Annotated in this window: 11 protein-coding genes; 3 read left to right on the top strand and 8 right to left on the bottom strand. The window is 71.9% G+C overall.

The genetic code is table 11. The features are described 5' to 3' along the window. Positions 1–70: 70 nt before the first annotated feature. Complete coding sequence (locus tag AB0K67_RS29650; protein ID WP_364066932.1) at positions 71–454, bottom strand: VOC family protein; 384 nt, start codon at positions 452–454, stop codon at positions 71–73. A gap of 35 nt (positions 455–489) precedes the next feature. Here AB0K67_RS29650 and AB0K67_RS29655 point away from each other — a divergent pair, with 35 nt between their 5' ends. Further along, the gene (locus AB0K67_RS29655; RefSeq protein ID WP_364066934.1) at positions 490–1,053 is read left to right on the top strand and encodes a thioredoxin family protein; all 564 of its coding nucleotides are present in this window, start codon (positions 490–492) and stop codon (positions 1,051–1,053) included. A 302-nt stretch (positions 1,054–1,355) separates the two neighbouring features. Here AB0K67_RS29655 and AB0K67_RS29660 read toward each other — a convergent pair whose 3' ends face one another. After that, positions 1,356–1,673 (bottom strand): hypothetical protein, encoded by a 318-nt coding sequence (locus AB0K67_RS29660; protein ID WP_364066935.1) that lies wholly within the window; start codon positions 1,671–1,673, stop codon positions 1,356–1,358. A gap of 138 nt (positions 1,674–1,811) precedes the next feature. Between AB0K67_RS29660 and AB0K67_RS29665 the strand changes: the two genes are divergently transcribed. Then, complete coding sequence (locus tag AB0K67_RS29665) at positions 1,812–2,306, top strand: carbonic anhydrase (RefSeq protein WP_364066937.1); 495 nt, start codon at positions 1,812–1,814, stop codon at positions 2,304–2,306. A gap of 813 nt (positions 2,307–3,119) precedes the next feature. Here the strand turns inward: AB0K67_RS29665 and AB0K67_RS29670 are convergent. After that, positions 3,120–5,186, bottom strand: coding sequence for a DNA topoisomerase IV subunit B (locus AB0K67_RS29670; RefSeq protein WP_364066939.1), 2,067 nt, complete (start codon positions 5,184–5,186; stop codon positions 3,120–3,122). Between the two features lie 247 nt (positions 5,187–5,433). Here AB0K67_RS29670 and AB0K67_RS29675 point away from each other — a divergent pair, with 247 nt between their 5' ends. Beyond that, the gene (locus AB0K67_RS29675) at positions 5,434–5,664 is read left to right on the top strand and encodes a hypothetical protein (protein ID WP_364066941.1); all 231 of its coding nucleotides are present in this window, start codon (positions 5,434–5,436) and stop codon (positions 5,662–5,664) included. Positions 5,665–6,020: 356 nt separating this feature from the next. Here AB0K67_RS29675 and AB0K67_RS29680 read toward each other — a convergent pair whose 3' ends face one another. From AB0K67_RS29680 to AB0K67_RS29700, 5 genes are all read right to left on the bottom strand, one after another. Beyond that, a complete protein-coding gene (locus AB0K67_RS29680; protein WP_364066943.1) occupies positions 6,021–7,241 on the bottom strand; it encodes an FAD-dependent monooxygenase in 1,221 nt (406 codons plus the stop codon). After that, complete coding sequence (locus tag AB0K67_RS29685; RefSeq protein WP_364066945.1) at positions 7,238–8,638, bottom strand: MFS transporter; 1,401 nt, start codon at positions 8,636–8,638, stop codon at positions 7,238–7,240. Before AB0K67_RS29685 ends, AB0K67_RS29680 begins: the two co-directional genes overlap by 4 nt. Then, on the bottom strand, positions 8,635–9,441 hold the full coding sequence (locus AB0K67_RS29690; RefSeq protein ID WP_364066947.1) for a YoaK family protein: 807 nt from the start codon (positions 9,439–9,441) through the stop codon (positions 8,635–8,637). The genes AB0K67_RS29685 and AB0K67_RS29690 overlap by 4 nt, the downstream gene beginning before the upstream one ends. Positions 9,442–9,455: 14 nt before the next feature. Further along, complete coding sequence (locus AB0K67_RS29695; protein WP_364066949.1) at positions 9,456–11,195, bottom strand: gamma-glutamyltransferase; 1,740 nt, start codon at positions 11,193–11,195, stop codon at positions 9,456–9,458. A gap of 234 nt (positions 11,196–11,429) precedes the next feature. Then, positions 11,430–12,542: a DUF3500 domain-containing protein gene (locus AB0K67_RS29700; RefSeq protein WP_364066950.1), complete on the bottom strand. Its 1,113-nt coding sequence runs from the start codon at positions 12,540–12,542 to the stop codon at positions 11,430–11,432. Positions 12,543–12,554 lie beyond the last annotated feature (12 nt).

Raw genomic sequence — 12,554 nt, forward strand, 5'->3', positions numbered from 1 at the left:
GCGGAGGTCAGCCCCTCATCCCGGGCCGGGAGCAGTCCCCATCGCCCGGCCCGGGCTCGTACGCCCCGCGTCAGTCGGTTGCTGAATCGACGCAGAGGCAGAACGGGTGGCCCGCCGGGTCGAGGAACACGCGGAAGGAGTCGTCCTCGCTCGGCTGGTGCTCGTGCTTGCGCGCCCCGAGCGCGAGCACCTGGCGTTCGGCCTCGTCCATGTCGGTGACCGTCACGTCGATGTGCATCTGCTGCGGGCGCGAGCCGCCCGGCCAGTCGGGCGGCCGGTGGTCGGGGGCGAGCTGGAACGCCAGCCGGAAAGGCGACCCGCCGTCGGTGACCACCACCCATTCGTCGTCCGCCGAGGTGATCGGCCAGCCCAGCAGCCGGGAGTAGAACTCCGCCAGCCCCCTAGGGTCGGGGCAATCGAGCACGGTGGTCCTGAACGCGGCGATCCCGCCCATCACTGTCCCGCCTCTCCATGATGACAATGGACGTCATGGCTGCTAACTCGTTCATGGTTCCACTCGGCACTCCCGCGCCCGCCTTCGACCTGACCGCCATCGACGGCGGCAGCGTCTCGCTGAAGGACCTCGAAGGCTCGCCCGCCACGCTCGTCGCCTTCCTGTCGAACCACTGCCCGTACGTGCGGCGCATCGAAGACGGCATCGGCGCGCTGGCCAAGGACTACGGCGCGCGGTTGTCGATGGTCGCCATCTGCAGCAACGACAGTGTGAATTACCCGGATGACGATCCCACACACCTCGCCGAGCAGGCGCGGCGTGCGGGGTTCACGTTCCCGTACCTGCTGGACGAGACCCAGGAGGTGGCCAAGGCGTACCGCGCCGCCTGCACCCCTGACTTCTTCCTGTACGACGGCGACCTGCGGCTCGTCTACCGGGGCGAGTTCGACGGCGCGCGGCCCGGGAACAAGGAGCCGGTGACCGGCGCGTCGCTGCGGGCCGCCATCGACGCCGTGCTGGAGGGCAAGCCGGTGCCGCAGGAGCAGAACCCGTCGATCGGCTGCGGCATCAAGTGGAAGCCGGGCAACGAGCCTGCCTGAGCCCTTCGTCCGGCACCGCCTCGGCAGCCTCGCAAGACCCGTTCGGCGCGGTTCGGCCGGGCGCTGTCGCGGCCGGTGCGTCACGGCACCGGCGTCCACCACGCCGGCATGCGTAGCGCCGCCGGGCCCCCGGTGCGGCCGCCGAGGCGGTCCGGCATGCTCAGCGCCGCCGGGCCCCGGTGCGGCCGCCGAGGCGGTCCAGCATGCGCCCCGGTGCGGCCGCCGAGGCGGTCCAGCATGCGCCCCGGTGCGGCCGCCGAGGCGGTCCGGCGTGCGCGCAACCGGCGAGCCCGGCGGCCCGGCTAGGAAGCGGCGGCGGCGATGGCGGCGGGCAGAGCAAGGAGCAGATCGTGCGGCTCCCCGCCCTCCCAGTGCCGGATCAGCTTGGTGCCGGCCTCCCCCGGATCGAACTCCTCGCACCCCAGCGGACCGAAGCAACCGGCCTGGTCGAGCATCTGTATGAGCGGGTCGTCGTCAGGCAGGGTGGCCGCGTAGGCGGCGGCGTCGAGGAGCGCGAGCGCGCACCTGGCGTTCCGCCCCTCATCCCTGGACTCCACGCGGTCGAGGCGACGCCGGGCTTGAGCACGGAGGTACTCGGCGAGCGATTCTGACCTACTCACGACAAACCTTCTTCGGTGACGTACGTACGGCTACGACATCATCACTCGAAGTGAGGCTCTTTCGTGGGACGTTTGCCAAGTACGGCCAGTCGGGCCCCCGCGAACATCACTTATATGAGGTGCGGGATCATTTGAGGCATGAGTGCGTTCGACGACCTTTACGCCGCCAACGCCACGTTCGCCGAAAGCTTCGGCGCCTCTGAGCTGACCGGCCGCGCGGCCCGTGGGCTGGCCGTGGTCACCTGCATGGACTCCCGTATCGACCCGCTCGGCCTGCTCGGGCTCAAGCCCGGCGACGCCAAGATCCTGCGCAACGCCGGCGCTCGCGTCACCGATGACGTCCTGCGCACTCTGGTGCTGGCCGTTTACCTGCTCGGCGTGGAGCGGGTGCTCGTGATGCCGCACACGGACTGCGGCATGACGAAGGTGACGGACGCCGACGTACACGAGCTCACCCTGGCCCAGGGGGTGGACACCCGCAGCCTGGAGTTCCACACCGTCCCCGACCAGGCCGCCGCGCTCCGCCACGACCTCACCCGGATCGCGAGCACACCGTTCCTGCCTTCGGACATGCCGGTGGCCGGCGCCATCTACGACGTACACACCGGCCGGTTGTCGCCGTACACCGGCTGACCGAGCTGAAGGGCTTCGGTACGGCCCTGAGACGCCATCAGCGCAAGGCAAGAGCCGCAGGCGGTCAAAGGTGACCAAGGCACGCCTTAAACGCCTCACAAGCCCATTGAGGCCCGTCGGCCCCTCCCGTCTCTGGCTTCGTCCCGGCCCTACGCAGAAGCCTCTCGGGCCACGCTGAAGGCCGTTTCGGATCAACCTCTGCCCGAGACCCGATAAATCGCCCCGCCGTCGCGGACGCGGGCCGGCAGATCGGGCGCGTCGAGCCGACCGGGCACGTCAGGCCGACCGGGCACGTCAGGCCGACCGGGCACGTCGGGCGGACCGGCGAACAGGCGTCCAGCGGACCGGTTCAGGCTGGGCGCCCCCGCCGACCGCTTCAGGCCGGGCAGCGCGGCCCGCGCGTGTCGCGCCGAGCGGCTCGACCTCGCGAGTCAAACCGACCGACCCCGCCGCGCGGGTCGCGCCGAGCTGCCCGATCTCACGAGTCGAACCGACCAGCCCCGCCGCGTGAGTCGCGCCGAGCGACTCGACCTCGTGAGTCGATCCGACCGGCCTGGTCGCGTCGGCCGGGTCGGCGGGCGAGCTGCGCGCTCCGCCTTGCTCACCGAGAAACCACCCGGCGCGGGATCAGGCGCCCCCGGCCGAGCCGATCGCGACATCGGGCCGAGCCGATCGCGACGTCGGGCCGAGCCGAACGCCGCCCAGCAGACCTCCCCGGACCGCGGCCCGCGTGAGTCAGGCCAGGGCGACCGGCCGGGCCACGCCGCGGCAGCCCGGCCGATCGATGAGACCGGATGACCCGATGGCGCGGGGTCAGGCGTCGATGTGGTCGCGGTCGACCTCGGCCGCGCTGTTGACGATGAACTCGCGGCGCGGCGCGACCTCGCTGCCCATCAGCAGGTTGAAGATGTGCTCGGCCGCCTCGGCGTCCTCGATGCGGACGCGGCGCAGGATGCGGTGGCGCGGGTCCATCGTGGTCTCGGCGAGCTGGTCGGCGTCCATCTCGCCCAGACCCTTGTAGCGCTGCACCGGGTCCTTCCACCGCTTGCCGCGCCGCTCCAGGTCCCGCAGCACCTTCTGCAGCTCGGCGTCGGAGTAGGTGTAGATGTACTTCTCCTTGCCGCGCCCCGGGTTGATCAGCTCGATGCGGTGCAGCGGCGGCACGGCGGCGAAGACGCGCCCGGCCTCGACCATCGGCCGCATGTAGCGGTGGAAGAGGGTGAGCAGCAGGCAGCGGATGTGGGCGCCGTCGACGTCGGCGTCGGCCATGAGGATGACCTTGCCGTAGCGGGCGGAGTCGATGTCGAACGTGCGCCCGGAACCGGCCCCGACGACCTGGATGATGGCCGCGCACTCGGCGTTTTTGAGCATGTCGCTCACGGACGCCTTCTGGACGTTGAGGATCTTGCCGCGGATCGGCAGCAGCGCCTGGAACTCGGAGTCGCGGGCCAGCTTGGCGGTGCCCAGCGCGGAGTCGCCCTCGACGATGAACAGCTCGCTGCGGTCGACGTCGTCGCTGCGGCAGTCGACCAGCTTGGCGGGCAGCGCGGAGTTTTCCAGCGCGCTCTTGCGCCGCTGGTTGTCGCGGTGCTCGCGGGCGGCGATGCGGGCCTTGGCGGCGGCGACGATCTTCTCCAGCACCGACCTGAGCGGCTGCTTGTAGCCGCGCGGCGGGTTGGTGAACAGCTCTTTCAGCTCGCGCGAGACGACGTGGGAGACGATGCGGCTGGCGGCGGAGGTGCCGAGCACCTCCTTGGTCTGCCCCTCGAACTGCGGCTCGGGCACTCTGACCGTGACCACGCCGGTCAGGCCCTCGGAGATGTCGTCCTTGGTGACGGGGTCGTCGCCGTTCTTGAGCAGGCGGGTCTCGCGCAGGACCTCGTTGATCGTACGGACGAGGCCGCGCTCGAAGCCCGTCAGGTGGGTGCCGCCCTTGGGCGTGGCGATGACGTTGACGAACGAGCGCACGGTGGACTCGTAGCCCTTGCCCCAGCGCAGCGCCACGTCGACGCTCAGCTCGCGCTGAACCTCGGTGGGCGTCATGTGGCCCTGCTCGTCGAGCACGGGCACGGTCTCGTGGAAGTGGCCGACGCCCTGCAGGCGCAGCACGTCACAGAGCGGCTCGTCGCGGGCCAGGAACTCGACGAACTCGGCGATGCCGCCGTCGAAGCGGAACTCCTCTTCGGTGCGCTCTTCGTGCCTGCTGTCGTAGACGGCCAGGGTCAGACCGGGGACCAGGAACGCGGTCTGGCGCAGGCGCACGTGGATCTCGTCGAGGGAGATCTCGGCGTCGGGGAGGAAGATCTGCCTGTCGGCCCAGAAGCGGACGCGGGTGCCGGTGACGTTCTTAGGGATCGTGTCGCCGATGCGCAGGCCGGACTTCTTCTTGAACTTGGCCTTGGGGCCTTCGCCGTCGAAGATGCCGGGGACGCCGCGCCTGAAGCTGATCTCGTGGACCCGCCCGTCGCGGTCGACCTCGACGTCGAGGCGCGCCGACAGGGCGTTGACCACGGAGGCGCCCACGCCGTGGAGGCCGCCGGACGCGGCGTAGGAGCCGCCGCCGAACTTGCCGCCCGCGTGGAGCTTGGTGTAGACGAGCTCGACGCCGGCCAGGCCGGTCTTGGGCTCGATGTCGACGGGGATGCCGCGGCCGTTGTCGCGCACCTCGACCGAGCCGTCGGCGTAGAGCTCGACCTCGATGCGGTCGCAGTAGCCGGCCAACGCCTCGTCGACGCCGTTGTCCACGATCTCCCAGAGGCAGTGCATGAGCCCGCGGCTGTCGGTGGACCCGATGTACATGCCCGGGCGCTTGCGGACGGCCTCGAGACCCTCGAGCACCGACAGGTGACGAGCCGTGTAACCCGCCTCCACTAGCGTCACTTCAGCTCCCCTGGCCTAGTCATCGAACACGTGTGCGTAGCCTACCGTTCTTACCGCACGCGCGCGTACAAGCTTGCCATGGCCGCTCGTTTGCCGTTACCAACGGGCTGATCGTCATTACTTTCGGACACATTCCGCTCTGGGCGTAGCGAGGGGGCGGTTGGGAACGTCCACGTCCGGTTAGATGTTGTTCCAAGTGACTGACGCCAGATCCTCGCTCCGGCGAGGGTGACACGAAAGGCGATACGTGACTGGAGCTCTCGCCCCCGTTAAGCCGCTGACGGCCCTCGACCGCTGCGACCGCTGCGGCGCCCAGGCCTACATTCGCGCGACCCTGCCTGTGGGTGGGGAGCTGCTGTTCTGCGCTCACCATGGGCGTCAGCACATCGCAGCGCTGCGCGAAAAGGGCGCCGACATCGTGGACGAGTCGGCCCGGCTCAGCGAAACCCCTGCAACCGCCCGCAACGACGAGCGCTGATACGGCGCTGGTCGTGTAAGACAACCACATAGAGCGAAACGCACGACGGCGACTCCGGGTCCGCTCGGAGTCGCCGTCGTGCTTTCATCGGTCCGCCACCCGGTGCTCTCCGCCACCACGCGATGACCGTCCGGAGCAGGGCCGGTGCGGCCCGGTCCGCGACCGTGTCGTCCGCGTCCGTGCCGAGGAGAGAAGCCGTCCCGGGCGACCGGAGGCCGCCGGTAGGGCCCGGGACGGGGCTTGGGAGGCCCGGGTGGCGGGCGCGGCCGAGGGACGAAGGCGGCGGCGAGCGGCGTCGTCGGCGCCCGCCGGAGGCCCGGCCCCAGACCGCGCCCGGCACCCGGGAGGCGGGTGGCCTACCGGCCGGTGTAAGGCTCGGGAAGGACGAGCGAGGAATGCACCGGGTTGCCCTGCGTGGGCGGCAGCTCGCTGAGGCTGCGCAGTCTGTCGTCGCGCTTCCTCAGCTCCTCGGCGGTGGTCGGCATGAGGGTGGCGCGGCCCGTGCCCACCAGGTCCTGGTTCGCGGTGACGAAGCCGCGGGTGTCGCGCTCGTACGCGGCGAAGGCCGCCACGTGGTCCCCGTTCGCGCGCGCGAGCGAGAGCGCCAGCATGTACGCGCTGACGAGGGCCGTGCTGGTGCCCTGCCCGGTGAGGAACGACGGCGCGTGCGCGGCGTCGCCGACCAGCGCGAGGCGGCCGCTGGTCCAGCGGGGCATGCGGATCTGCGCGACCGCGTCGAAGAAGACGTCGTCCGCCTTCTGCAGGGCGGCCACCATGTCCGGCACCACCCAGCCGGCGCCGGCGTAGACCTCGCTGATCAGGTCGCGCTGGGCCTGCAGGTCGCCGAAGGCGTGGAACGGCGTCTCCGGCTGGGCCCAGGTGAGCATGGCGTTCACCTCGTTCTTCGCCGCGTAGAAGGCGGCGGCCCGGCCGGGATCGTTCCACATCACGATCTCGTCCTTGAGATCGAGGATGTTGTCCATGGTGTAGATGGCGAAGCAGTAGCCGATGTAGCGGTGGAACGGCTGCTCGGGGCCGAAGACCAGCTCGCGGGTGTGCGAGTGCATGCCGTCCGCGGCGATCACCAGGTCGAAGGTGCGGGCGGTCCCCGACTTGAAGGTGACGTCCACCCCGTGGCCGGTCTCGCTCATGCCGACGATGAAGTCGTTGAAGATGAACTCCACGTCGTCGCGGACCGTCGAGATCAGCGCCTCGGTCAGGTCGCCGCGCCGGATCTCCAGGTCCCGGCCCGCGACGCTGCCGGTGACGGCCTGCGGGCGCAGGGTGGCCACCACGTCGCCGTCGTTCTCCACGAAGGTGCTCCGGTTGACATGGACCTGCACCTCCTGCAGCCAGGGCAGCAGGCCCATGCGCTCGATGACGCCCAGGGCGGTGCCGCGGATGTCGATGGCGTAGCCGCCGCCCCGCGGCGCGGGCGCCTTCTCGACGATGGTGACCTCGTAGCCGTAGCGCTTCAGCCAGTACGCCACGGCGGGACCCGCGATGCTCGCTCCGGAGACCAGGACGGTGCGGGCGGGCGAGACGCGGCCGCCGCCGGATGCATCGGTGAGTGTCATGCCTTGACTCCTTTGTTCATGGTGCGGACGACGAACAGGCACAGCGCCGCGGTCATGCCTGCGATGAAGAAGCCGGTGACGAAGCCGGACTCGGCCGGCACGTGTGAGCCGGGGGGAATCTGAGCGGTGAGAAGCGCGCCGCCGAGCATGCCGCCCACGGCCCCGCCCGTGACGCGGGTCACCAGGATGATGCTGGTGGCGATGCCGGTCTCGTTCTCGGCGACGGAGGAGGCGACGCTGGTCATCATGGCCGTGACACACAGGCCGTTGGCCAGCGCGATCATCGCCTTGCCGAGCGTGACCTGCCAGATCTCGTCGTGCGCGACGGCCAGGCCGAGCAGGGCGACGGCCATCATGACGGTCGAGACGAAGGTCATCGCGCGCGGGCCGAAGCGCCGCTCGCCGATCCCGCCGAGCGGCCCGGCCAGCGTCGAGGCGACGGCGCCGGGCAGGAGGATCAAGCCGATCGCGCTGGGGGACAGCCCGAAGCCGTATCCGTCGCCTGACACGTCGAGCAGCTGAGGCACGAGGTAGGCGCCGTTGGCGGTGCCGAGGCAGATCACGAACGTCACCACGCACGACTTCCAGACCACGGGGCGGGCCAGCATCCGCAGGTCGATCATGGGCGCGGTGGCGCGGCGTTCGACGGCGATCCACCCGGTCACGAAGGCGGCCAGCACGACGAGCATCACGATGAACGGCAGCGGCTGCGAGACCGCGTCGGCCGCCAGGATCAGCGTGAGCATGAGGGTGCACAGCACGCCGCTGAGCAGCAGCAGGCCGGGCCAGTCGAGGCGCGAGCCGTCGGATGCCCCCGGCGCGTCGGCGGGCAGCAGCTTCTTCGTCAGCAGGGTGACCGCGATGATCACGATGGTGGGCAGCGCGAACATCCAGTGCCGGGAGAGCGACTCCGCCACCGGTCCCGCGACCAGCAGCCCCACCATCGAGCCGCCGACCAGCATCCCGCTGATCAGCCCGATGGCGGCCTTGGCCTCGCCCTGCGGCAGGTGCTTGCGCACCACGATGACCGCCAGGGGCAGCGAGCCCACCATCGCGCCTTGCAGGATCTGGCCGACCAGGAGCACCGGCAGGTTGGGCGCGACGGCGGAGGTCAGGCCGCCTGCCGAGACGATGGCCGTCAGCAGCATCAGGACCCGCTTGCCGCCGTAGCGGTCGCCGAACTTGCCGGCGATCGGGGCGACGAGCGCGCCGGTGACGGCGAGCACGATGTTGAGCAGCGCCCCTTCCGTCGGGGTCATGTTCAGCTCGCGCTGCAGGAGCGGCAGCGTCGGCGCCACGACGGACTCCAGCGAGCCCATGGCGATGGCCAGCAGTGCGAGCGCCGCCACGGCGGCCCTGCTCATGCGGACCGGCGGGGCGGTGGGGGGTGTGGTCATGGGCGTCCTTTCCCTTGGTGCCGGGCGAGATGAGGGCCGGTGGCACGCGGGACGCCCTTGTCCGTACGCGCCACCGGCCGCGCGGACGCGGGGGTGTCCGCCGGAGGGGTGGCTTGTCCTGTCGTGGCCGGCACCGGGTGGGAATCAGACCGGGCGGCGAGGTGGCCGAGAGCGCTGACGGCGAGGACGACGAGCGCCGCCACCGCGACCGCGAAGCCCTCGTGCACCTGGCACAGCGCCGCGCCGGCCGCCGCGCCGAGGATGATCCACGCGACGGCGGCGGCCCGCCGCAACGCGCCTTGGGAGCGGGCGGCGCCCAGCCGGGAGTCGGCGGCGAGCCCGGTGAGTGTGGAGGTGACCACGACGGTGGTGACGTCCTTGACCGCCAGGTGGCGGGCCGTGGCCGCCTGCATCCCCATGGCCAGGGCGAGCGAGGCGGCGATCGCGGGGCGCAGGCCCGGGATGGCGTCCGCCCCTGCGACGACCAGGACGAGCGCCGCCAGGCCCAGGATCAGCGCGACGCCGGTCAGCAGGCCCGTGCACCGGACGTCCCAGCCGGATTCCGCGGTGCGCAGCACCCGCCCGCCCAGCGCGGCGCCGGCGAGGAAGAGCACGAGCGCCACGGCGGGGCCGAGCACCGGCAGGTCCGTGGTGCCCGTGGCGGCCATGCCGAGGATGACCACGTTGCCGGTCATGTTGCCCGCGAACACCTGGTCGAGCCGCAGGTATCCGACGGCGTCCACGACGCCCGTCGCGAAGGTGAGCGCGAGCATCAGGCCGGGAAGCGAGACCCGTCGCGCCATCGTCGCCACGCTGCTCATCGACCCACCGCGTAGCCTTGTGCGCCGCGCGGGTTCGCCGCCGCCCCCAGGACGCCGCTGTCCGGGTCGCGGGTGACGACCGAGAGCCGGCCCTGGCTCCACGGCCCTGAGACGGTGACGTCGTGGCCCCGCCGGCGCAGCTCGTCCACGATCGCCAGGTCCACGCGTCCCTCGATCACCAGCCCGCCCGGCGTCCAGGTGCGCGGCCAGAACGAGCTCGGCACCGCGGTGGTGTGGAACGCGGGCGCGTCGATCGCCTGCTGCGGGTCGAAGCCCAGGGCGAGGGTGCGCACCAGGTAGATGAGCTGCCACTGGTCCTGCTGGTCGCCGCCGGGTGTGCCGAGCGCGGCCACGGGGGCGCCGTCGCGCAGCAGCAGGGTGGGCGTCAGCGTCGTCCGCGGACGGCGGCCGGGCACGAGGCACGAGGGCGCGGCCGGGTCGAGCCACGTCATCTGCAGCCGCGTGCCGAGCGCGAAACCGAGCTCGGGTATGGCCGGGGAGGACTGCAGCCAGCCGCCGGACGGCGTGGCGGAGATCATGTTGCCCCAGCGGTCCACGACGTCGATGTGGCAGGTGTCGCCCCTGGTCTGCCCGGTCTGCTGCACGGTGGGCTCGCCCACGCCGTCGGCCTGCACCTCGGGCCGGCGCGTCTCCAGAGGCGGTACGTACGGCCGCCTGACGCCGATGTCGCCGGGCCGGAACTCGGTGGCGGCGACCGGGCCGATCAGACCGGCGCGTTCCTTGGCGTACTCGGGGGACAGCAGCCGGCCCAGCACCTTCTTGGCGTCCGCCGGGTCCAGGTCCCCGTAGTACGCCTCCCGGTCGGCCATGGCCAGCTTCAGCGCCTCGGTGATGGTGTGGACGCCCTCGGCGGTCGACGGGTCGATCCGCGCGTCGTCGAAGTGGTCGAGCATGGTGAGGGCCTGCAGCAGCATGGGCCCCTGGGACCACAGGCCCGCCTTGGCCACCGTGATCCCGCGGAACCTGGCGGTGACGGCGGGTTCGAGCCAGGGCTCGAAGTCGGCGAAGTCGGCGGCGGTGATGACTCCGGCGTGGTCGGTGCCCGAGGAGTGCCGGTGCGGCACGGCGGCGGCCTCCTCCACGGCGGTCGCCACGAACCCGGAGCGCCAGGCGCGGCGCGCGGACTCGATCCGCGCCCTGCGCGTCATGCCGGTGCCCTCGGCGATCAGCCTGCGCAGGGTGCGGGCGTAGACGGGGTTGGTGAGCGTGCTGTACGGGTGCGGGACGCGGCCGCCGGGCATCCACAGCTCGTACGAGGTCGGCCAGTGCTCGCGGAAGAGGTCCTCGACCGTGGCCAGGACGCGGGCGAGCTGGGGCACGACGGGCACGCCGTGCTCGGCGTACTCGATGGCGTAGGCGAGGACCTCGTCGAGCTCCCAGGTGCCCAGCTCGGCCAGCAGCCAGAGCCAGGAGTCGACGGCGCCGGGGACGGCGGCGGCCAGGGCGCCCGCTCCCGGGACGTGGTCGAGCCCCTCGGCGTGGAAGTGCTCGATGGTGGCGGCGCGCGGGGCGTGGCCCTGACCTGCCAGCACGCGCGGGGCCGGGTCGTCGGCGGTGGCCAGCACGGCGACGAGGTCGCCGCCGGGCCCGTTGAGGTGGGGCTCGGCGACGTGGAGGACGAACGCGCCCGCCGTGGCGGCGTCGAAGGCGTTGCCGCCGCGTTCCAGCACGGACTGGGCTGTCGCGGAGGCCAGCCAGTGGGTGGATGCGGACATGCCGAAGAGTCCGCGCAGCGTGGGGCGGGTCTGGTGAGGCGGTGCGTCGGTCGGTGCGTGGTGCTGACCGGCCATGGTGACCTTCCGTTCCGGGGGGCACGGGTGGCTTGGGTACACGCCGGCTCGGCCCCGTGGCGTGCGTACGCGTGGGGGCTCGGGCCGTGAGGGGGGTGGACACGCGGGACGGGGTCACGTGCCGGACCGGGGGTGCGGGGGCGCTCGGGACGCCGTGAATCAGGACGCGTGGTGTGCGGCGTGATGTTCGGCCAGCACGTCGCCGCCGAAGTCGGTCTCCGGGTCCCGCCAGACGGCGTGGGAGTGGTTGGCGCCCCGGTGGACCTTGGTCCACTCGATGAGCAGCCGCGGGCCGTGGAGGCGGTAGTAGTGCGGCGCGCCGGGCTCGGTCGAGCCGGCCCAGGCGAAGTGCACGGCGTCGAGCTGCGCCGGGTCGTCGTAGCGCGACAGCGGGGAGATGCCGTCCTGCACCCGGCCGAGGTAGGTGCCGAGCAGGGCGCGCAGCAGCTCACGCTGCCCGGCGTCGAGCTCGGATGCGGGCACGCCCTTGAGCGGCGGCGTGAGCGACACCGCGCGCCGCTCCTCGTCGTCCAGGAGGGTGTGCGGCTGGTCGGGGCGGTCCGGCACGTTCTGCTCGGGACGCCACAGCTCGCGGCGCTTGATCAGGCGGTCGTCGACCCGGGGGCTGTTGCCCGCCACGACGTCGTACGGCGGCCGCGGCAGCAGGATGGCCTGCCTGGCCGCATCGGGCCCCAGGGAGCGGACCAGTTCGCCGGCCAGGTCCTCGGGCGCTCCCAGCGGGCGCAGCAGCGCACCGCCGAGCAGGGGCGAGGCGGCCGGGTCCGCGCCCATGAACAGGGGCGTACTGGCGGCGACCCGCCCGTCGATCACGAGGAAGTTGACCGAGATGTGGTGGCCGCCGAAGCGCCAGCCCCACGGCTCGGTCCCGCCGGGCTCGCCGAAGACGCGCAGGTAGTACATGCCGGGGTCGCGGGAGCGCTCGCGGCCCCAGTACACCGAGAAGTCCTCGACGCGGTCGAGCACGTTCTCCAGGCCGATGACGGTGGCGACCGTGTTGTACCCGGCCTCCGACAGCCCGCTCGCGAGCAGCCGCATCGCCATGCGGTACTGGGCCGGCCGCTGCTGGGAGAACGTCAGCCCGCCGTGGTCGGTGGGCGTGTAGTACCAGCTGGTGCGTTCGGCCTCGGACGCCTCCCCCGCGCCCGGAACCGGTCCGACACCCAGCTTGCGCTGCTCGGCGTCCAGGGAGTCGATCCACTCCCCGGCCGCCTTGGCCATCTGATCCGCAACCTCGCGGGCCGCGTCACTCATGCTGCATCTCCT

It is taken from the genome of Nonomuraea sp. NPDC052634 (assembly GCF_040678535.1).
Classification (GTDB): Bacteria; Actinomycetota; Actinomycetes; order Streptosporangiales; family Streptosporangiaceae; genus Nonomuraea; species Nonomuraea fastidiosa.